This window comes from Sphingomonas sandaracina (genome assembly GCF_036663695.1).
GTDB lineage: Bacteria > Pseudomonadota > Alphaproteobacteria > Sphingomonadales > Sphingomonadaceae > Sphingomonas.
Genome location: NZ_JAXOJK010000005.1, coordinates 187,362 through 209,673, shown reverse-complemented (window position 1 = coordinate 209,673; position 22,312 = coordinate 187,362). Strand labels below are relative to the sequence as shown.

General features: G+C 65.3%; 15 protein-coding genes. 10 read left to right on the top strand and 5 right to left on the bottom strand.

The features are described from left to right. The first annotated feature begins 118 nt into the window (after positions 1-118). From U1707_RS15740 to U1707_RS15720, 5 genes are all read left to right on the top strand, one after another. Positions 119-3,361 carry a TonB-dependent receptor gene (locus U1707_RS15740; protein ID WP_332801009.1) on the top strand — a complete coding sequence of 1,081 codons (3,243 nt, stop codon included), beginning with the start codon at positions 119-121 and terminating at the stop codon, positions 3,359-3,361. Positions 3,362-3,459: 98 nt separating this feature from the next. After that, a complete protein-coding gene (locus U1707_RS15735) occupies positions 3,460-3,621 on the top strand; it encodes a hypothetical protein (RefSeq protein WP_332801008.1) in 162 nt (53 codons plus the stop codon). 20 nt (positions 3,622-3,641) lie between these two features. Then, the gene (locus tag U1707_RS15730) at positions 3,642-6,290 is read left to right on the top strand and encodes a glycosyl hydrolase 115 family protein (RefSeq protein WP_332801007.1); all 2,649 of its coding nucleotides are present in this window, start codon (positions 3,642-3,644) and stop codon (positions 6,288-6,290) included. A gap of 169 nt (positions 6,291-6,459) precedes the next feature. After that, a complete protein-coding gene (gene manD, locus U1707_RS15725) occupies positions 6,460-7,671 on the top strand; it encodes a D-mannonate dehydratase ManD (protein WP_332801006.1) in 1,212 nt (403 codons plus the stop codon). Continuing rightward, positions 7,665-8,960 (top strand): MFS transporter, encoded by a 1,296-nt coding sequence (locus tag U1707_RS15720; RefSeq protein ID WP_332801045.1) that lies wholly within the window; start codon positions 7,665-7,667, stop codon positions 8,958-8,960. Before manD ends, U1707_RS15720 begins: the two co-directional genes overlap by 7 nt. Positions 8,961-9,052: 92 nt before the next feature. Here U1707_RS15720 and U1707_RS15715 read toward each other — a convergent pair whose 3' ends face one another. The 5 genes from U1707_RS15715 to U1707_RS15695 form a co-directional block, all read right to left on the bottom strand. Continuing rightward, positions 9,053-9,556: a ferritin-like domain-containing protein gene (locus U1707_RS15715; RefSeq protein ID WP_332801005.1), complete on the bottom strand. Its 504-nt coding sequence runs from the start codon at positions 9,554-9,556 to the stop codon at positions 9,053-9,055. Between the two features lie 102 nt (positions 9,557-9,658). Further along, positions 9,659-10,120 carry a hypothetical protein gene (locus tag U1707_RS15710; RefSeq protein WP_332801004.1) on the bottom strand — a complete coding sequence of 154 codons (462 nt, stop codon included), beginning with the start codon at positions 10,118-10,120 and terminating at the stop codon, positions 9,659-9,661. Between the two features lie 73 nt (positions 10,121-10,193). After that, the gene (locus U1707_RS15705) at positions 10,194-11,366 is read right to left on the bottom strand and encodes a zinc-dependent alcohol dehydrogenase (RefSeq protein ID WP_332801003.1); all 1,173 of its coding nucleotides are present in this window, start codon (positions 11,364-11,366) and stop codon (positions 10,194-10,196) included. A gap of 505 nt (positions 11,367-11,871) precedes the next feature. Beyond that, entirely contained in the window at positions 11,872-12,126 is a 255-nt protein-coding gene (locus U1707_RS15700) for a hypothetical protein (protein WP_332801002.1), read from the bottom strand. Between the two features lie 303 nt (positions 12,127-12,429). Next, positions 12,430-12,945, bottom strand: coding sequence for a Ros/MucR family transcriptional regulator (locus U1707_RS15695; RefSeq protein WP_332801001.1), 516 nt, complete (start codon positions 12,943-12,945; stop codon positions 12,430-12,432). A gap of 401 nt (positions 12,946-13,346) precedes the next feature. On the opposite strand from U1707_RS15695, the gene U1707_RS15690 reads away from it, so the two are divergent. The 5 genes from U1707_RS15690 to U1707_RS15670 all read left to right on the top strand — a co-directional run bounded on the left by U1707_RS15690 (position 13,347) and on the right by U1707_RS15670 (position 22,292). Beyond that, complete coding sequence (locus U1707_RS15690) at positions 13,347-16,193, top strand: M16 family metallopeptidase (protein ID WP_332801000.1); 2,847 nt, start codon at positions 13,347-13,349, stop codon at positions 16,191-16,193. Positions 16,194-16,210: 17 nt separating this feature from the next. Further along, positions 16,211-16,510 carry a hypothetical protein gene (locus U1707_RS15685; protein WP_060525867.1) on the top strand — a complete coding sequence of 100 codons (300 nt, stop codon included), beginning with the start codon at positions 16,211-16,213 and terminating at the stop codon, positions 16,508-16,510. A gap of 91 nt (positions 16,511-16,601) precedes the next feature. Then, positions 16,602-18,515, top strand: coding sequence for a CocE/NonD family hydrolase (locus U1707_RS15680; protein ID WP_332800999.1), 1,914 nt, complete (start codon positions 16,602-16,604; stop codon positions 18,513-18,515). 136 nt (positions 18,516-18,651) lie between these two features. Continuing rightward, entirely contained in the window at positions 18,652-21,183 is a 2,532-nt protein-coding gene (locus U1707_RS15675) for a DegT/DnrJ/EryC1/StrS family aminotransferase (protein ID WP_332800998.1), read from the top strand. Then, entirely contained in the window at positions 21,180-22,292 is a 1,113-nt protein-coding gene (locus U1707_RS15670; protein ID WP_332800997.1) for a glycosyltransferase family 2 protein, read from the top strand. Before U1707_RS15675 ends, U1707_RS15670 begins: the two co-directional genes overlap by 4 nt. Positions 22,293-22,312: the final 20 nt, after the last annotated feature.

Sequence of the window (22,312 nt, the reverse complement as noted above, 5' to 3'; positions counted from 1 at the left end):
GAGCGAAGAACCGGAGCGCTTGGCGCTCTGCCAGACCTGACGCGCCTGCGAGCATCAATCGGCCGCACTACGCATTCTCGCTGCAACGTTGGCGAGGCTCCAGAGAGGATCCTGTTCCATGACATCTTATAAGACGGCACCTCGCCTGACCCGCGCGGCGTTGTTGTGCGCGACGACGATGGCGGCGCTCAGCGGATCGATGGCGATGGCGCAAACCATCCCGCCGACGCAGGACGCGTCGCCACCCGCGTCGCAGAGCACGGCGCCTGCGGCCACGCAAAGCCCTGCTCCTGCTGCCACGCAGGACGCTGCGCCGGCCACGCCACCAGCGGCGACGCCACCAGCATCGCCAGCGGCGACCTTGCCGAGTTCGGATCAGACGCCTGGAGCGATCGATGCAGCCAACGGCGCGGACATCGTGGTCACCGGCTATCGCTCCAGCCTTGCGAAGTCGACCAATGCGAAGCGCGCGGCGACTGGCTTTACCGATTCGATCTTCGCTGAAGATATCGGCAAGTTTCCCGACACGAACATCGCGGAATCCTTCAATCGCATTCCCGGCATCACGATCACGCGCGACGTGACGGGTGAGGGCACGAACGTTGCGATCCGCGGACTTGGATCGAACTTCACGAACGTGACGCTGAACGGCGCGACGATCGCGGTGGCGTCGTCGGGTGCGACCGATGCGCAGGGTACCGATCGTTCGGTCGATCTGAGCTTCTTCCCGACCGATCTGTTCACCAAGCTCACGGTCAACAAGAGCTATACGGCGGATCTTCTCGAAGGTGGCGCGGCAGGCAATATCGATCTGCGATCGGCGCGGCCGTTCGATCGTGCGACCTCGTTCCTCGCCTATAACGTGCAGGGTACGAAGCAGTCGCCGGAAGATCGCATCGGCGCGCGCGGCTCGTTGATCGGCAGCTGGCGCAATGACACATTCGGCATCCTGGCAGGCGTCTCGGCGCAGCGCCTGTTCACGGACACGCGCGGGTTCGAAACGATTGGCTATACCAATCCGCAGTTGAGCGCGGCGCAATGCGGTGCTGCGACGGGTTGCAACACGACCGGTGGCGGCAACTGGACGATCCCTGGGACGGTGCCCGTCGGCGCCGGCGGCGGCCTCGTCGCCGGAACGCCGATCAACCAGGCCTTCCTGCTCGCCAACAATCCCGGCGCAACGATCCAGCAGATCGACAACGCGTTGCTCCCGCGTCTCGGCCGCAACACCAGCATCCGTGGCCCCCGCGACCGTATCAACGCGATCATGAGCGCGGAATGGCAGCCGACCGATACGCTGCATTTCTACATCGACGGTCTGTACGGCTACAAGAAGAACGAGCTGATCCGCGAGAACGTGGCGTGGATCGTCCGCAACAGCGCGATCATCCCGACCAACCTGACGTTCGACAAGGCCGACTGCACCGTCGGCTGCGTCGTCACCGGCGGCACCTTCGCCAACGCGCAGTTCTTCAACGAATTCCGCCCCTATACCGAGACGACCAAGCTGGTCAGCATCAATCCCGGCGGCGAATGGGAAATCTCGGATACGCTGAAGCTGAACCTGCAGGCGAACTATGCGCGGTCGACCTTCCACCGCGAGAGCCCGACGGTCGGTGCGTCGACCCCGCTCGGTGTCGGCAACACGGTCACCTACAGCAACGACGGCGGTGTTCCGTCGATCTCGAGCAACCTCGATCTCAACGATCCGGCGAGCTTCGGGTGGAATACCGGCAGCCGTGTCAGCATCCAGGACGAGCGACGCCTCAACAAGAGCAAGGGCACGCGCGGCGACCTTACCTGGGGCGACAAGGCGCTCAACCTGAAGGTTGGCGGCGCATTCGACGACGTCTCGCGCCGGATCACGGGCTTCGACAACAGTCAGGCGTGGCAGAATGCGGTCTGCGGCAACAATCCCAGCGCGTTCGTCGGGTCGCCCAACACGCAGCCGCCCTGCGAAGGTCTGAACGCGCCGGGGGCGGCGCCCGCCGGCTATCCGACCTATCCCGGCTATGGCACCGGATCGACCGCGGGTATGACGGGGCCGATCAGCTATGGTGGCTCGCTGATCCCCAACGCCGCGGTGCCGACCTACCTGACGCCGGGTCCGGCCGGGTTCGTGACCGTCGACTGGAAGAAGTTCGCGGCCGCGAGCAACTATGATTTCTATCACGACAACGCGCCCGAGACCGGCGCGGCCAACACCGGCGCCAGCGGCGGCGGCATCCGCGAAGTCGTGAAGTCGGCGTTCGCGACCGTGAACGGCGAGCAGGAACTGGGCGGCAACATGCTGCGGTTCAATGTCGGCGTGCGCTACGTCAACACGATCCAGACCATCACCGGGCGCATCTCGCTGCCCGATCCGCGCAACACGACGGCGGCAGGGACGGCGCTTCCGGACGGCAGCCGGTACGAGAACGTCGTCAGCAACGTCTCGACCCGCAACGTGTATTCCAAATGGCTGCCCGCCGCGACGTTCGCCTACGACGTCAGCGAACACGCCGTTGTCCGCGTCGCAGGCTCGCGCACCATGACCCGCCCCGATCCGTCCGCGCAGTTGCCGGGTGTCAATTTCGGCGCACCTTCGGCGGACCAAGCATCGATCGGCAATCCGGCACTGGCGCCGTACATGTCGACCAACATCGACCTCGGCTTCGAATATTATACGGGCCGCGAGGGCGTCGTCAGCTTCAACGCGTTCCGCAAGTCGATCACGGGCTTTACCAACACCGCGATCAACACCGTGCCGTTCGGCGACCTGGCGCAGTACGGGATCACCTATGACACGTTGAACGCGAACCAGCAGTTTGCGATCAACCAGCGTGGCGGTCCTGGCGCCGCACAGGTTCAGGTGACGTCACAGGTCAACGTGCCCAACAAGCTGACGATCAACGGCCTCGAATTCCAGTGGGTCCAGCCGCTCGACTTCATCACCAAGCACATCGGCGTCACCGGGTTCGGCTTCAACGCCAATGCGACGGTCGTTGACCAGAACAGCGACGGTCCCGCCCAGGCATTCGGCGTGGCCCCGTTCACGTACAACATCACCGGCTATTACGAGAAGCACGGCGTGATGCTGCGGGTGTCGACGACGTCACGCGAAGGATCGCAGAACAGCGGCGCGGCACAGAACGGCATCCCCTCGGCCGCACTGTTCGGTACCGACTACACGACGTACGACTTCTCGTCGTCGTTCGATCTGGACAAGATCTTCGGTCTGGCCGGCGCACCACAGCTGACGGTCAACGTCGCGAACTTCACCAATGCGACGCTGCGGTCGTACTTCCAGTACGATAATGCGACCTTCACCCAGTACAAGCCGGGCCGTCAGTTCCTCATCGGTCTGCGCGGGACCTTCTAGCAGGCGCTCGGGGCGGTCGTGATGTGGCCGCCCCGTTCTACGTTCGGCGGGACGTCACGGTCGCGACCGGCCCGCTTCATGATCGCGGAGGTGGAACGATGATCACGCGTCGTAACATGACGGCTTCGCCCTCGACCGCCGCGGTGCGGTTCGACCGGCGCATCACGCGAGACGGCGGCGGCGTGGTACCCGTGTTGGTCGATGCGAGTCCGGCCAAACGCGGACAGCCGGTTTCGCCGTGGAAGATCGCCCGGTCATGACGCGTGCGGCAGGATAGACGATGATGAAGCAGGCGGTATCCCGACGCACGTTGATGAACGGTGCCGCCTTAAGCGCCGCACTCGCGACGCTGCCTGCGGCTGTGCTGGGTGCCGAGGCGCGCACGACAGCCGATCCGCGGACCGCATTCCCGTTGATCGCCAAGGGCATTCCGGCCGCCATCCTGATCGATGCGAATGCCGACAGCGCGGTCCGGCACGTCGCGACCAGTTTCGCCGCCGATCTGGAACGGGTCAGCGGCACGGCCGCGCGGCTGGTGGACGGGACGCACGGCGCGGTAGCAGGGCCGTGCGTGATCATCGGTGTGCTCGGTCAGAGTGTCGCGATCGACCGCCTCGCAGCGGCAGGCAAGATCGCCGTCGCCGATCTGCGCGGCGAATGGGAAGCCTTTCGACAGGTCGTGGTCGACGATCCGATGCCCGGCGTAGCGCGCGCGTTGGTGATCGTCGGGTCGGACCGGCGCGGGGCGGTGTTCGGCACCTATGACGTATCCGAGCGGATCGGCGTTTCGCCCTGGTACTGGTTCGCGGACGTGCCGGTCCGCCGCCAGCGCGATGTGCTGATCCCCGCAGGATCGCGACGCGACCAGCCGAAGGTCCGCTATCGCGGGTTCTTCATCAATGACGAAGATCCGTGCCTGAGCGGCTGGGCGAAAAAGGCGTTCGGCGGCGTCAATGCGGCGATGTACGTCCACGTCTTCGAACTGCTGTTGCGGATGAAGGGCAATTATCTGTGGCCCGCCATGTGGGGCAAGGCGTTCGCCGACGACGATCCCGCGAGCATGGTACTTGCCGACGCGATGGGCGTCGTGATGGGCAATTCGCATCACGAACCGATGTTGCGCGCGCAGGCCGAATGGCACCGTCACGAGGACCAGGGCGTGACCGGCGGCGCGTGGGACTATACCAGGAACGGCGCCAATCTGCGCACGTTCTGGCGTGGCGGCATCAAGCGCATGATGGCCAAGGGCGGCGGCCGGCAATATGATTCGGTGGTGACCGTCGGCATGCGCGGCGACGGGGATGAAGCGATGGCCGAGGGCACCGCGACCGGGCTGCTCGAACGCGTCGTTACCGACCAGCGCAAGATCATCGCCGACGTCACCGGCAGGCCCGCGAGCGACACGCCGCAGCTATGGGCGCTCTACAAGGAAGTGCAGGATTATTACGATCACGGGATGACGGTGCCGGACGACGTCACGTTGCTGTTCTCCGACGATAACTGGGGTCAGATCCGGCGCCTGCCCGATCCCGCCGCACCACCGCGCAAGGGTGGCTACGGCATCTATTACCACTTCGATTACGTCGGTGGCCCGCGCAACTACAAGTGGATCAACACCAACCAGATTGAGAAGACCTGGCAGCAGATGGACCTGGCGTACAGGCGCGGTGCGGCGCAGATCTGGATCGTCAACGTCGGCGATATCAAGCCGATGGAATATCCACTGGGCTTTTTCCTGGCGCAGGCCTGGAACCCCGATGCGATGACCCCCGCCGCGGTCGCCGACTATCCGCGCGCCTGGGCGGCGGCGACGTTCGGGCCCGAACAGGCGCCAGAACAGGCGCCAGAACAGGCGAGCGCGATCGGCCAGATCGTCACGCAGTACAGCCAGTATGTCGCACGGCGGAAGCCCGAGTTGGTCGATCAGGACAGCTTCCCGGTCGGCGGCGTTACCGGCACGGGGCTGGATGGCGGCGAGTTCGGTGCGATGGTTGCGCAGTGGGATGCGCTGGAGGCGCGGATGCTGGCGGTTCGCGCCACGCTGCGCCCGGAGCAGCGGGATGCCTATTATCAGTTGATCGAGTTTCCCGTGGCGGCGGTCGCGAACCTATACCGGCTGTATTACGGGACCGCGTGGAACCGGGTGCTGGCGTCGATTAACGATCCGCGCGCCAATTACTTTGCCGATCAGGTCGAGACCGCCTTCCGCCGCGACGGCGAGCTGACGCAGCGCTATCACGCGATCAATCGCGGCAAGTGGGACGGCATGATGGCCCAGGTTCATATGAGCTATGTCATCTGGAACGACCCCACCAGGCAGACCATGCCGAGCATCATGCGCGTCGGTGCCGATACGCCGGAGGCCAAACGCCGCCCGCGCCCGGTCTTCGTTGCACCCGCGGCGACCGAGACGGGCATCGTCGCCATCGAAGCCCCGGCGTTCAGCCGCGCGCGCGATGGGAAGGGGGTGCGTTGGACGACGATCCCGTATCTCGGGCGCACCGCGGGCGCGGTGATCGCCATGCCGCAGGGCCGACCGGCGACCCAGGTGGAAGACGGCGTCTGCCTGGAATACGACATCACCGTGCGGACGGCGGGGCCGGCGACGCTGACACTGTATCTGGTCCCCACGCTGGACACGGTCGGCCATGACGGATCGCGCATCGGCGTGTCGATCGACGGCGGGGCCGTGCAAGTGCTGCGCGCCGCACTGCAGCCGACCGGTGGCGATACCGACACCGCGGCCAAGGCGCGGTGGGCGGATGCGGTCCGCGACAATGGCGTGCACCTGTCGGCGAGCTTGGGCCGCATCCCCACCGGCCGGCACGTCATCAAGATCTGGCGGCTGGACGACAATATGGTGCTCCAGAAGCTGGTGTTCGCCACCGTCCCTGTCCCGGCATCCTACCTGGGGCCCGTGGCGAAGTGATCGCGAGCCATGCCCAAAACCGAACGCCTTATCGTATGACGGGAGATCGTCGTTGCGGACATGGTATCGCTATCAGGACGATGATGCGCCGCTGCCCGCAAGTCGACCCGCGCATCCGGGAGAGCCGATCATGCCCGACACCATTCTCGTAACTGCCTGAAGGATCGCCATGCCCAAGATCGTCAATGCTCGCGTCATCGTGACGTGCCCGGGGCGCAATTTCGTCACGCTGAAAATCACGTGCGACGACGGTACGACCGGGGTCGGCGACGCGACGCTGAACGGCCGCGAGTTGAGCGTTGCCAGCTATCTCAGCGATCATGTCGTCCCGTGCCTGATCGGGCGTGACGCCCACCGGATCGAGGATGTCTGGCAGTATCTCTACAAGGGCGCGTATTGGCGGCGCGGTCCGGTGACGATGGCGGCGATCGCTGCGGTCGATACCGCGTTGTGGGACATCAAGGGCAAGCTCGCGGGCATGCCGGTGTACCAGTTGCTGGGCGGCGCGGCGCGCGACGCGTGCATGGTCTACGCGCACGCCAACGGCACCACGATCGAGGACACGATCGCGGTCGCGAAGGCCGAGCAGGCCAAGGGCTACAAGGCGATCCGGCTGCAATGCGGCGTACCGGGGCTCGCCTCGACCTACGGCGTCGCCAAGCACGGCGCGCGCTACGAACCCGCCGATGCCGACTTGCCGAGCGAGAGCGTCTGGTCGACCGAGAAATACCTCCGCGTCGTCCCCGAGCTGTTCAAGGCGGCACGCGAGGCGATGGGCTGGGACGTGCATCTGCTCCACGATATCCACCACCGGTTGACGCCGATCGAGGCGGGGCGGCTGGGCAAGGCGCTCGAGCCGTACAACCTCTTCTGGATCGAGGACCCGACGCCGGCCGAGAACCAGGAGGCGTTCAAATTGATCCGGCACCATACGACGACGCCGATCGCGGTGGGCGAGGTGTTCAATTCGATCTGGGATGCGAAGGACCTGATCCAGAACCAGCTGATCGACTATATCCGCGCTACCGTGGTGCATGCCGGGGGAATCACGCATCTGCGCCGGATCGCGGCGCTTGCGGATCTGTATCAGGTGCGGACCGGTTGCCATGGGGCGACCGACCTGTCGCCGGTGGCGATGGCGGCGGCGCTGCACTTCGGGCTGTCGGTGCCCAATTTCGGCGTGCAGGAGCATATGCCGCACGCCGACGAGACCGATGCCGTGTTCCCGCACGCGTACAGTTTCGCCGATGGTATGATGCATCCGGGCGAGGTGCCGGGGTTGGGCGTCGACATCGACGAAGACCTCGCGGCGACCCATGACTATAAACGTGCCTATCTTCCGGTCGCCCGACTGGAAGACGGCACGCTGTGCAACTGGTGAGCGTGGTGGAGGCAGCTGCCACGCCGGTGGCCAAACCGCGCGGTCGCGTCCGCTGGATCGTCTGCGCCTTGCTGTTCGCGGCGGTGGTGCTGAGCTATATCGACCGGCTCGTCCTGCCGACGCTCAAGCCCGATCTACAGGCACGCTATGGGTGGAGCGAGACGGGGTATGCCGATCTCGCCATCTGGTTTCAGGCCGCGTACGGGCTCAGCTATGTCGTGTTCGGCCGGCTGATCGATCGCGTCGGCGCGCGCGTCGGCTATGCGGTGGCGGTGGCGTTGTGGACGATCGGCCATGTCGCGCACATTTTCTTCACGTCGACCGGCGGCATGATCCTGGCGCGCATCCCGCTTGCGCTGGGTGAGGCGGGCACGTTCCCGGCGGCGATCGCCGCGACCAACGAATGGTTTCCGCGACGCGAGCGCGCGCTCGCGATCGGCATCTTCAACGCAGGCTCGAACGTCGGCGCGATCCTGACGCCGTTGCTGGTGCCGATCATCGCGGTGACGATGGGATGGCGCTGGGCCTTCATCCTGACCGGGCTGCTGACCGTCGTGTGGCTGGTCGCGTGGCTGGGCTTTTACCGCAGCCCGCGCGAGCATCCCAAGGTCACGCCGGAGGAGCTTGCCTATATCGAGAGCGAGCCGGCCGAACCCGGCCGTCCGGTCGCCTGGAAGACACTGCTGCGCCAGCGCCAGACCTGGGCCTATATGCTCGGCCGGTTCCTGATCGATCCGGTGTGGTGGACGTTCCTGTTCTGGCTGCCCGACTTTTTCAACAAGCAGTACGGCGTCACCATGCTGGCGTTCGGGCCACCGCTGATCGCGGTGTACCTGCTCGCCGACGTCGGATCGGTTGCCGGTGGCTGGTTCTCGTCCCGGCTGATCGGGCGTGGCTACAGCGTCAATCGGGCCCGCAAGACCGCGATGTTCGCGTGTGCGCTGTGTGCGGTGCCGATCGCGTTCGCCACGCAGGTGCCGAACATGTGGTGGGCGGTGCTGATGATCGGTCTCGCGTGCGCCGGACATCAGGGCTTTTCAGCGAACCTCTATGCGCTGCCGGGCGATCTGTTGCCGCGTTGGGCAACGGGATCTGTCGTCGGGCTCGGTGGTCTGTCGGGTGCGGTCGGGGGCATGCTGATGGCCAAATTCGCTGGCAGCATCCTGGAGACGGTCGGCAGTTACCAGCCGATCTTCATCGTCGCCGCCTGCGCCTATCTTGTCGCCCTTGCGGTCGTCCACCTCATCGTGCCGCGCTATGCGCAAGTGCCCCCGGAGCGGCTCTTGTAATCCCGAGCAGTTCTTGGCGGGTATGCCGCTATGCTGAACTGCCGAAGTACGAATAGAGGATACCCGCCGGCGAACCGCCGACGGGTATAGGATCAGGCGTCTTCGGCCTGAAGGTTGACGGTCGTCTCGGCGAGTTTCGTCATATATTCGTCGCCACCGTAGATCTCCTTGGTGGCCGCGCTCAGCTTCTTGTGGTCGTCCTTGAGGCCTAGCGCCTTGGCATAGGCGGCAGCCGTGCCGAACCCGGCGATGCCGTAATGCGTCATGCGCTGATATTGCGCGATGATCATCACGTCGAGCAGCGGGCCCTTCTCCGGACCTTCCTCGAGAACATGCTTGGTGGCTTCGGCAGCGAGACCTTCCATGCCCTTGCAATGCTCCTTCGATACCTTCTCGTCGTTCGCGGCGATCAGGTCCTTCAGGATGTCGGTGTGCTTCTCGATCCCCGCCTGCGAGTCGGTCAACATCGTCTTGAGCGATGCGTCGCTGGCCTTCGCGGTGATCTTCTTCAGAACCTTCTTCATCTGATCGTTGGCTGACCAGAGGTCTTTCAGTTCGTCCGTGTAGATTTCCTTGAGATCTTCGGGAGCCGACATGATCATGATCCTCTTCTGTGGACCGGGCAGGATGCCCGGTTTCGACGGTAGATTTTCAAAGCAGGGGATTTTCAAACCGGGCAGGACACCGACGTCGGTGGTTCAACCGGCGCCGGGCTGCTTCTGCTCGTCTTCGTAACGGGCGTCGGTGCCGACCTTGCCGTCAGCCTCGGCTTCGGCAACGCCGGACGTTTCGACGACTTCGATGGCTTCGTTTGCCGCGAGAGCATGCGGCACGCGGTCCGCGTCCGGGTCGGCGGCGATCGTCGATGCCGGTGCACCATCCGAGCCTGCGACGCCGTTGGCGGCGCTCCCGCCGTCTTCACCGGCCTGACCGCCGCCGTGATAGGCGATATCGCTCTGGCCGCCATGCGCCATGAACCCGGTGTTCGTCGCGACCTTGCCGGCATGCGGATTGGGATAGGCGCCACCGCCGCTCTCCCCGCCGGGCGACCTGCCGTGCACGGTCTCGCCGTCCTTGCCGGCGGGCGAACCGGAGACGCCATCGGGGGCGCCCTTGGTGGCGGGATTGCCACTTACCGGCATCGGAACCTTGTCGCTCATGGCATATCCTCAGCGTTGGAGCGGGGGCAGGGGGACACGAAACGAACCGCATGCGCGCTTCGTGTCCGGGCGATTATGGGCGAAGAACGACCTTGATGACGCCGTCCTGCTTGTCGCGGAACTTCTGGTACATCTCGGGCGCGTCTTCGAGGCTGGCCGGATGCGTGACGACGAAGCTCGGGTCGATATCGCCTGCCTCGATCCGTGCCAGCAGCGGCTTCGTGTAAGCCTGGACGTGGGTCTGGCCGGTCTTGATCGTCAGCCCCTTGTTCATCATCGCGCCGATCGGGATCTTGTCGCCCATCCCGACATAGACGCCGGGGATCGACACCGTGCCGCCCATCCGGCAGCTCATGATCGCCTCGCGCAGAACATGCACCCGGTCGGTGGCGAGGAACGTCGCCGCCTTCACCTTGTCGAGCACCGCGTCCGCAGCGCCGTGAGCCGAGGCTTCGCAACCGACCGCATCGATGCAGCTGTCGGGGCCACGACCCTTGGTCCGGAACTGGAGCTCGTCATAGACGCTGTCGACTTCGGCGAAGTTGATCGTCTCCGCGCCGCCAGCTTCGGCCATCGCCAGCCGCTCGGGCACCTCGTCGATCGCGATCACGCGGCCTGCGCCGAGCATCAGCGCCGAGCGGATCGCGAACTGGCCGACCGGACCGCAGCCCCAGATCGCTACCGTATCGCCGGGCTCGATCTGCGCATTTTCCGCCGCCATGTAGCCGGTCGGGAAAATGTCGGACAGGAACAGCGCCTGCTCGTCGGTGACGCTGTCGGGCACCTTGATCGGGCCGATATCCGCCATCGGCACGCGCAGATACTCGGCCTGGCCGCCGCAATAGCCGCCCAGCATATGGCTGAAGCCGAACAGACCGGCGGGCGAATGGCCCATCGCCTTGATCGCCAGCTCGGCATTGGGGTTGGTCCGCTCGCAGGCCGAGAACAGTCCCTTGCGGCAGAAGAAGCAATCGCCGCAGCTGATCGTGAACGGCACGACGACGCGGTCGCCGATCTTCAGGTTGGTGACTTCGGAGCCGAGCGCGACGACAGTGCCCATATTCTCGTGACCAAGAATATCGCCCGCCTGCATCGTCGGCTGATATCCATCGAGAAGATGCAAATCGGAGCCACAGATCGCGCAAGCCGAGACCTTGATGATGGCATCACGCGGATGCTGGATTTCGGGATCGGCAACAGTGTCGACGCGAACGTCACCCTTGCCATGCCAAACGAGTGCACGCATGGAAGTCTCCTTTATGCTTGACGTGTAAATGCTGCCATTACTGCGGCAACTAATAACTGAAATCTGTATCAAGCCGTCGCCGCGGATACGGTTCCTAAACTCGAAAGTTCCGCCAGAATCTCGCTGGCAACGCTGATACGATGCAGCAATCTGTCAGATTGCTAAGCATCACAGCGATCAATGATGTGTATCGTTCCTTCGAAGATTAATTTTTCGAAAGGTATTATACTGATTTTGATTAACTTGAATTAAAGCGACCGAACGTTGACGCAGATCGAGAAGATCAATGCATCACGCCTTTGCCCAACAGCAGAGGGGTGGGAAACCCGTAAAGTGTTAGCTTACAAAGGCTTATGGCCATTCCAACTTCGTGCATCGGCCGCGTCGGAACTGTGGGAACAGGCCGAGTCAGCGCCTACTGACATGACGGCCTTCGATACGGTGGCGGTAGAGGGCAGAGCGAACGGTACCGGTTGCGGCTGCCGACGCTCTACATGTCGTCAGGCTAGTCTCGGGCCGGAGCAGTGGCGGCATGATTGCGGCGCAGGTCGCGAACTTCCGCTGCGGTGATCGGCCGGTCTCGGCCGGCGCAGGTGATCATCAAGGTCTCGGCGTCGTCATATCCGTCGAACGCCCGAACCATGTCCGCCAAGGATCCGCTGGCCACGGGTTCGCCGGCATCCTTGTTACCGGCCGTCTTGTCGTCGGCCGCATCGTCGCGCCAGATCTTGGCAGGCATGTTCCACAAGGTTTTCAGCACAATCACTCACTCCGGGCCCCCGGTTGGCGGCCTTGGTGACGCGCTGCTCGGTGCGCGTCCAGAGGTTCGGCGCAACGTATGCGCTCGTCATGCCCGGTAGCGCGGTGAGTTGCGGTGTCGGCCGTCCGGCGGGTGACACGTCTCGACAGGTGCGTGTTCGCGTTGCGGCCGGGCGCACGATATTCGAGCAAAGTCACCCGCCCACGATCCTTGCACGTAAGCTCGAGCACGGCGAGGGTATCGGGGCGGTTTGCGGAGACGGTTTGCGGAGGCGGGGGAAGGCGACCTTCCCCCGACCTAGGCTCAGGCTTCGTTGCCGAGCGTCTTCTTTGCGGCGTCGAGCGCGACCTTGCCGGACTTGCGGACCGTCTTCACGGCGGAGTCGGCAGCCTTTTCGACAGTCGAACCCGCCTTGCGGCCGAGGCCGATCGACTTCGCCATCGCGCGGCGCGCTTCCGAATAGGTCGCAGCGACCATCGGATAGTCGGGCTTCAGATTGAAGCGCTCGCGATACTGTTCCGGCGTCAGGCCGTTGGTCGAGAGATGGCGGCGAAGCGTCTTGTACTTCTTCCCGTCGAGCATCGAGATGATGTGGTCGGGCGAGGCAAGCGACTTGCGAGCCGACACGGCAGGTTCTGCGGTCAAAACCGGGGCGGCATCGGGCTCGGCATCGCCCGCGTCGACAAGCTTTGCGACAGCGGCGTGCATCGCAACCAGGAAAGCCGGCACGTCGTCTGCCGCGGTCCGCGTATTGGGGTTCGCGAGCCACGCGGCGGTCAGTTCGGCGGCGAGTTCGACGGTGTTGAGTGTATCAGTCACGGTGTGTCCTTGAATTCATAATGGCCCCTGTGCCGGCGCGCCTACAATATTCGATTGTAAATTAACACCGCTCTTGATGCTTAAATGCTCGATAAAGTTTCGATCAGCCTGATCGGTCGCTAATCGTCCTGATTTCGGACGCTCGACCGTCCAAGGGCTCGCCTGATCGAAAACGCGTGTCGACTATTAGATGAAAAAAATATCACAAAGTGTTCAAGTCGTCCGTAGCGGCGGCAGAGGCCGTCGCGACGAATGAATGCGACTACGCTGGAGTGTCGAACTTCGACGTGTCGCGAGGTCGTTATATTCTGTTGCTCAAACCCGTCGCGTACTTATGCTGTGACAGCAATTTAAGGCTAGGGTCACTGACGCATATGGTTTCGAAAGATACGGTTATTGCCATGCTCGCCACCGGGGTCGCCACAACAGCGCTTCTATCGGCCGCGCCCCTAACGGCGCAGACCCCTGCCGCCCAACGACCTGCCGCCCAACGCCCTGCTGCGGGTGCTGCAAAGCCTGCGCCGGTCGCCGATCTCGTCAAGTCGGTGGACATCCCCTATCAGCAGTTCACCCTGAAGAACGGCCTGCGCGTCGTCGTGCATACCGATCGCAAAGCGCCCGTGGTGGCGGTCAGCGTCTGGTATAATGTCGGGTCGAAGTTCGAGCCCAAGGGCAAGACCGGCTTTGCGCATCTGTTCGAGCATCTGATGTTCAACGGCAGCGAGAATGCGCCGGGCGACTTCTTCGAACCGCTGAAGCAGGTTGGCGCTACCGACTTCAACGGCACGACCTATTACGATCGCACCAATTATTTCGAGACGGTGCCGACCGCGGCGCTCGATCGCGCGCTGTTCCTTGAATCCGACCGGATGGGCTATCTCACCGGCGCGATCACGCAGGGGGTGCTCGATGAACAGCGCGGCGTCGTCCAGAATGAAAAGCGCCAGGGCGACAACCAGCCCTACGGCCTGACCCAGTACAAGATCACCGAGGGACTGTTCCCGGCGACGCATCCCTACGGCCACACCACGATCGGATCGATGGCGGATCTGGATGCCGCCTCGCTGCAGACGGTGAAGGACTGGTTCAAGGATCATTACGGCCCGAACAATGCGGTGCTCGTGCTGGCCGGCGACGTCGATGCGGTCACCGCGAAGCGGCTCGCCGAGAAGTATTTCGGCGGCATCCCGAAGGGCCCCGAGAGCATCGTGCCGCCAGCGCCGATCCCGACCCTGCCCGCGGCGGTGAGCGAAACGATCAAGGACCGGGTCGCGGCGGTGATGATCAGCCGCAACTGGGTGGTGCCGGGGCTGAACGACAAGGACGGTACCGCGCTGGACGTCGCGGCGGGCGTTCTCGGTGGCCTCGCCAGCAGCCGGTTCGATACCGCGCTGGTCAAGAACGAGAAGCTGGTCGTCAGCATCTCCGCCGCCAACCGCAGTTTCAGCCAGCTCGGCATGTTCGGCATCCGCGCGATCGTCCGGCAGGGCGTCGACCCGGCTTTGGTGTCGAAGCGGATCGACGAGATCCTCGCGGACTTCATCAAGAACGGGCCCACCGCCGATGAGGTCAGCCGCGTCGCCACGACGACCGCGGCGGGCACGATGGAGGGCCTCGAATCCGTCGGCGGGTTCGGCGGCAAGGCCGTGACGCTGGCCGAAGGCGCGCTATATTCGAACGATCCCGGCTTCTACAAGAAACAGCTGTTGCAGCTCGCGGCGGAAACGCCGGCGAGCGTCCGTGCGGCGGCGGCGAAATGGCTGTCGCGTCCGGCCTATTCGCTGACCGTCGTACCGGGGCCGCGCGACGCCTATGCCAATGCGGTCGTACCGCCCAAGGCCGATGTGGTGCCTGCGCCCGAAGTGCCGCCAAAGGGTACGCGCGGGCCCTTGCCCGCAGTCGGCAAAGTGGCAGGCCTGAGCTTCCCGAAGGTCGAGCGGACTCGCCTCGCGAACGGGATCGAGGTCGTGTACGCGCAACGCACCGCGGTGCCGGTGACGCAGGCGGTGCTGAGCTTCGATGCGGGCGTGGCGGCGGACGTGCCCGGCAAGCTCGGCACGCAGCAACTAACGCTGGCGATGATGGACGAGGGTACGCCGACGCGCGGCTCGGTGGCGCTTGCCGAAGCCAAGGAGCGACTTGGTGCGGATATCGGTTCGGGGGCGTCGAACGACCGGACTTTCCTGTCGATGCAGGTGCCGAGCGCGAACCTGACGCCTGCGGTCGACCTGTTCGCCGACATCGCGCAGAACCCGGCGTTCGCCGACGCCGAGATCGCGCGTGTCAAGAACCAGCAGCTCGCGCAGATCGCACAGGAACTGACCAGCCCGCAAGGTCTGGCGACGCGCGTCCTGCCGCCGCTGCTGGGGCCGACCTCGCCCTATGCCAAGGCGCAGGGCAGCGGCGACCCGAAGGCAGTGGCAGCGCTCACCCGCGCCGATCTGGTCGCGTTCCAGCAGGCGTGGCTGCGGCCCGACAAGGCAAAGATCTTCGTCGTCAGCGATCGACCGCTCGCCGAGGTGAAGGCGGCGCTCGATGCGCGGTTCGGTACATGGCGTCCGACCGGTGGTGCGGGTACCAAGGCGTTCCCCGCGACCGTTACACCGTCCGCGCCGAAGATCGTGGTGATCGACCGTCCGGACAGCCCGCAGTCGCTGATCGTCGCGGGCGTACCGACGGGCTTGAAGGGCACGCAGGACCTGTTGCCGATCGCGACCGCCAACGATGCGCTCGGCGGCAGTTTCCTCGGGCGCGTCAATATGGACCTGCGCGAGACCAAGCACTGGTCGTACGGCGTGTCGGGCCGGTTCCAGGTCGCGGAACATGCCGCGCCCTATATCCTGTCGGCTCCGGTGCAGGCGGACCAGACCGGCCCGTCGATCGCCGCGTTGCGCAGCGACATCGGCGCGTTCCTCGGCAAGGAGCCGATGACGCAGGTCGAGTTCGACCGCGCGATCAACGGTGCGATCCGGTCGCTGTCGGGCAATTTCGAAACGTCCGACGCGGTGCTTGGCGCGATGCAGCAGAACGACCTGCTGAAGCGACCCGACGATTACTACGCGACGATCACCCAGCGCTACCAGGGGCTTAACCTGCCGCAACTCAACACTGCGATCCAGCAGGCGCTCGATCCGAAGAAGATCATCTGGGTCGTGGTCGGCGATGCGAAGACGGTGCGGCCGCAGCTTGACAGCATCGGCCTGCCGGTCGAGGTCATCCCCGCGGCGTCGGTTGCCGGCGCCAAGTAATTCAGGAGAAGAAAGCAATGGCAAACGTCGATGGCAGCTGGGATTGCGTGGTCAAGTCGCCGCTGGGCGATCAGAAGATGACGCTGACCGTGAACAGCGCCGGCAGCACCTTTACCGGCGCGGTATCGGGCGCGATGGGCGGCATGGACGTCACTGGTGACGTCGATGGCGACACGATCACCTGGAAGCAGAGCATGACCGTACCGATGCCGATGACGCTCGACTGCAAGGCGACCGTCGAGGACGACGTCCTCAAGGGCAGCGTCGCGGCCGGCGCATTCGGCAGTTTCCCGCTGACCGGCACGCGCACGGCGTGATCGTCTAGAGTATTACGAAAGGAGGCTCGTCTTTCCATAACGGGGAGGCGGGCCTTTTTCTTTTTCGGTCCGGGAGGGAAGGAAGAAGACAATGATATCGATGCCCCGTCTGCTTACCGCCTGCGCGCTTGCTGCGCTTGCCACCGCTACGACCGCCCCCGCGATCGCACAGAATTACGACGAACGCCCCGCCAAGATGGCGCCGCGCGACGTCGGCTACGATTATGTGCGCAAGGTCGTCGAGATCCCGATGCGCGACGGGGTGAAGCTGCACACCGTCATCATCGTGCCGAAGGGCGCGAAGGACGCGGGCATCCTGATGACGCGCACGCCTTATGACGCGGACGGCCAGACCAAGCCCGACAGCGGCACCTATGCGGGGATACTCCAGAACGGTGACGGCGCCGGCGACGTGATCGCCGCGGCGAGGTATATCCGCGTGATCCAGGACGTCCGCGGGATGCACGGATCGCAGGGCATCTACATGATGAACCCGGCGCGCGCCGGTACACCGCAGAACCCGACCAAGACCGACGATTCCACCGATACCTACGACACGATCGACTGGCTGGTGAAGCACGTCCCCGAATCGAATGGCCGCGTCGGGATCAGTGGGATCAGCTATGACGGCTTCCTGCCGCTGATGGCGCTCATCAACCCGCATCCCGCGCTGAAGGTGTCGGTGCCGATGAACCCGATGGTCGATGGCTGGCGCGGCGACGACTGGTTCCACAACGGCGCCTTCCGCCAGGGCATGATGCCCTACGTCCTCAGCCAGGAGGCGACCAAGGACGCCGGCACGCCGTGGATCACCGACACCGCCGACGATTACGACTATTACCTCAAGGGCGGCTCGGCCGGCGCGATCGGCAAGGCGCAGGGCCTCGAACAGCTCGGCTTCTGGCGCAAGATCACGCAGCATCCCGCGTACGATTCGTTCTGGTCGACCCAGGCGATGGACACCGTGCTCGCCGGCCAGCCGCTGAAGGTGCCGACGCTGATCGTCGGCGGGCTGTGGGATCAGGAGGACATCTACGGCGCCCCCGCGGTCTACCGCGCGCTCGAGCCCAAGGACACCGCCAACGACATGGTCTATCTGTCGATGGGCCCCTGGTATCACGGCCAGGAGGTGCGCGACGGCAGCGCACTCGGCGCGATCAAATGGGATGCCGACACCGCCAAATGGTGGCGCTGGCACGTCCTCGCGCCCTTCCTCGCGCATTACTTGAAGAGCGACCAGCCGGCGATGGACGTCGCGCCGGTGACGATGTTCCAGTCGGGGCGCAACGAGTGGCAAAGGCTCGACAAGTGGCCGACCGCGCAGACCGCAGGCACGCCGCTCTACCTCAAGCCCGGTGGTGCGCTCGGCTTCCAGGCGGCGGGCGGCGCGGCGGCGACTGCGGACTACATCTCCGATCCTGCTGCGCCCGTCAGCTACCGCGTACGCCCGACGCTGCCGACCTACGCGACCGGATCGACCTGGAAGCAGTGGCTGGTCGACGATCAGCGCGCCGTCTCGGGGCGTCCCGACGTGCTGACCTTCACGACCGATGCGCTGACCACGCCGACGACGATTGCCGGCGTGCCGGAAGTGAATTTGACCGCTTCGACGACCGGTACCGACAGCGACTGGGTGGTGAAGCTGATCGACGTGTATCCCGACGTAACGCCGGGCGACAAGACGATGGCGGGGTATCAATTGTCGGTCGCGATGGACATCTTCCGCGGGCGTTACCGCGAGAGCCTCGCGGTCGCCAAGCCGATCGCTGCCAACGTGCCGCTCAAGTACAAATTCGCATTGCCGACCACCAATCACGTGTTCCTGCCGGGGCACAAGATCATGGTGCAGGTGCAGTCGAGCTGGTTCCCGCTTTACGATCGCAACCCGCAGACCTTCGTCCCGAACATCTTCTTCGCGCAGCCCAAGGATTACGTGAAGGCGACGCAGAAGATCACCGTGGCGGGCCCCGACGAAAGCTATATCAGTCTGCCGCTGGTGCGCTGATAGTCATGCACCACCCCGGACCGATCCGGGGTGGTGTAAGGAAATGACCTTGCTGCATATATTGGCGTTTGCTCGCGTAACTGGTTCTTAGGAGGCGGTGGGTCATGGACCTGCCGCACAACAGACCGGATCGCCGATGATACGCCTCCCCCTGATCGCACCGAACCCGCCACGGTTGAGCGAACATCTCGATGCGCTGCGCCGCGTCGAGGCGTCAGGGGTATACAGCAACAACGGCCCGGAAGTTCGCGCGTTCGAGACGGGGGTGACCGACGCACTGTTCGGCGGGCACGGCGCGAGCCTCGCGGTCGGCAATGCGACGCTGGGGTTGATGCTCGCGATCCGCCAGGCGAACCGGGCGGCATGCGGCGGATTGAACCCCAAACCCGGTACGCTCGCGCTGATGCCGGCGCTGACCTTCGCTGCGACCGCACAGGCTGCCGCCTGGGCTGGCCTCACGCCACTGATTTGCGATGTCGATCTCGACGACTGGGGTGCCTGTCCGGAGACGGAAGAGCGGCTGTTGCAGCGCTACGGCGACCGGATCGGCGTGATCCTGCCCTATGCGACGTTCGGCAATGCGATCGATCTGGACCGCTATGCCGGCTACCGCGACCGCTACGGCGTCGGCGTGGTGATCGATGCCGCATCGTCGCTCGGGACGCTGGATGCAACGGGCGCGGGGTTCGGTGCGCAGGCGCCGTTCGCGATCGTCCATTCGCTGCACGCGACCAAGACGTTCGCGGTCGGCGAGGGCGGGTTGATCCACAGTGGCGATACGCGGCTGATCGATACGCTGCGCGCGATGGGCAATTTCGGGTTCGAGAGCGGCCGCAGCGCGACCCTGCCGGGGATCAACGCCAAGATGCCCGAAATCCTGGCGATCGCGGCCCGCGCCAAGCTCGAGGAGATCGATGCCGTCGCCGTCCACCGTGCGACGATCGAGGCGACGTACCGGGAGACCTTGTCCGCATTCCAGATGCAGAAGGTGTGCGGCATGCGGCGTGCGATGCAGTTCATGCCGGTCCTGCTGCCCGAGCATCTCGCGCCGCACCGTGATGCGGTGGCCGCGCGCATGGCCCGCGACGGCATCGGTACCGGCTGTTATTTCAGCCCGCATCTCGGCGAGCAGCCCTGGTTCCAGGCGACGTCGCTGATCGAACCGACACCGATCGCGGACCGGGTCGGCGCGCGGATGATGTCGTTGCCGATCACCGATGCGATGTCGGTCGAGGATGCGTGTCGCGCCGCGGACGCGTTCGTCGAGGCCTGCGCCGCGGTCGCCGCGCAGGTCGCCGCGCCGGTCGGTCGCTGGTCCAGCCTGCCCGCGACGGCACGGACGACACCGGCGGTCGCGTCGGTGCTGATCGTCGGTGGCGGGCCGGCGGGTACGGCGATGCTGACCGCCGCCACGAAACGCGGATTGCTGCCCGAGCTCGCCGCATCCGGGCTGGTAGTCGTCGACCGCAGCGCCGAGATCGGCGGCGGACGCCTCGGTCGCTACGCGATCACCTCGGACTCGACCGCACAGACGTTCCTCAGCGCCGTGCGCGACAATATCCATCCCGAACTGTCCAGCCTGGTCGATCACCCGACCGGTCGGGCCGTCGCGGCGCACGAAGCCGGGCTCGGCGTGCCCTTGGTCGAGGTCGGGCCGCTGCTGCGTGCCACCGGCGCACGGTTGGCCGATATCGTCGCGGCACAGGGCGGCACGGTCTTGACGGGGCACGACGCCATGGCGGCCAGGAGCGTCGGCGACGGGCTGTGGAGCGTGCAGCTCCGCCGGGTCTCGGATGGGCACGTCTTCGAACAACTGGCGCGCAACGTCGTCGTAGCGGCGGGGGGACACCAGCCACTCGAACGGCTGGCGGCGCAGAACGTGGCGGGGGCGCCGTTGGTGGAGTTGGCGGCGGGGCGGCTGCTGCAGTCCGACGACGTCCTGACGATCGGTGGCTTCGAGAAGGTCGCCGACCTGCTGACCGGCCGGCGCAATCCCAGAATCGCGGTAATCGGCGGATCGACCAGCGCGCTGACGACGATCGCGCTGCTGCTCAAGAGCCAGCCGGCGCTGCCGTTCGGCGCCGGGGCGATCACGCTGCTGCACCGACGGCCGTTGCGGCCCTTCTATCACTCGGTCGAGGCGGCACATGCCGAGGGGTTCACCGACTTCGGCCCGGACGACCTCTGTCCGGTGTCGGGGTTCGTCTACCGCTTGGCGGGGTTCCGCCTCGAAGCGCGCGATCTGGTGCTGCGGATGCTCGAGGTCGACGGCCGTACGGCCGATCCGCGCGTCGCCCTTCACCGGATCACGGGCGACGACGACGCGGTGGCGCGGGCACATATCGAGGACGCGGACCTGGTGATCGCGGCGCTGGGCTATCGACCGATCGGGTTGCCGATCGTCGGGCAGGACGGGACGGCGATCGCTCTGGCGGCGGACGCGGGAAAGCCGATGGTCGATCGCCATTGCCGGATCGTCGATGCGGACGGCGTGCCGATCGCCGGGCTCTACGGGCTAGGGCTTGCCGCGGGTTTCGTACCCTGGGGCCCGCTTGGCGGCGAAACGAGCTTTTCCGGGCAGGCGAACGGGCTCTGGCTCTGGCAGAACGATGTGGGGATGATGATCGTCGAGCAGGTCCTGCCGCCCAAGGTTCTGGCGGCGGCGTGACGGCGTCCGACGCCAACGCCGCTCCGCGCGTGAGCGTCGTCATGGCGGCCTATAATGGTGCCGCCGTGATCGCGGAAACGCTGGCCAGCGTGCAGGCGCAGACCCTCACCGATTTCGAGCTGATCGTGGTCGACGATTGTTCGACAGACGACACACGCGCGGTGATCGGGGCGTGGCCCGATCCGCGCGTGCGGCTGATCACGATGGCGAAGAACGGCGGACCGGTGCGCGCCCGCAACCGGGGGTTTGCAGAAGCGCGCGGACGCTACATCGCGGCGCTCGATCAGGACGATATCTGCCGGCCCGATCGCCTGGCGCGCCAGGTCGCCTATCTCGATGCGCATCCCGACACCGTGTTGCTGGGAACGTCCGCGGAGATCCTGTGCGAAGGCAAGATCACGCCGTCACGCTACTCGCCGACGACCACCCCGGCGCTGGTCGCGTGGCTCACCTGTATCGAGAACCCGCTGGTCTGGTCGTCGACGATGATGCGGACCGAGGTGGCGCGGCGGCTCGATCCGATCACCCGGCCCGAGTTGCTGTTCGCCGAGGATTTCGACCTGTATCAACGGATCGGCCATTTCGGCGCGATCGCACGGCTCGATACGGCGCTGGTGTTGTACCGCGTCCATCCCGGCGGCGTATCGAACCGGTTCGCCGACACGATGGAGGCGTCGGCCGCGCGCGTGCTGACCGAACGCTATACCCGCTTGTTCGACGACCGTGCCGAGACGATCGCGCGGCTGATGGTGTCGCACAACATGGCCAAGCGACCGGTGGCGGATCGCGCGACGCTGGCGATCCTGGGAAGCGCGCTGAGCGTGATCCAGGCCGACTTCCTGGCCCGGTACCCGTGCGACTCGCACGACATCAGCCTGATCCGCTGGGAAACCGCGCGGCGCTGGGGCGACATTGGTCGGGCAGGGCTACGCGCGGGGACGATCAAGCTGGCGGATGTCCTGGCCGTGCGCCCCGAGCATCTCGGTCTCGGCTATGCCGGCCTGGAAGCGTTGATGTGGTCGGGGATGATCGGCGGCGCACGTCGGGCGCGGCGCCGGATGGACCAGAGTCGGATGAACCAGGGCCGGACGATCCAGACTGGGGTCTGATCTCCGGGCGTCCAGCCACC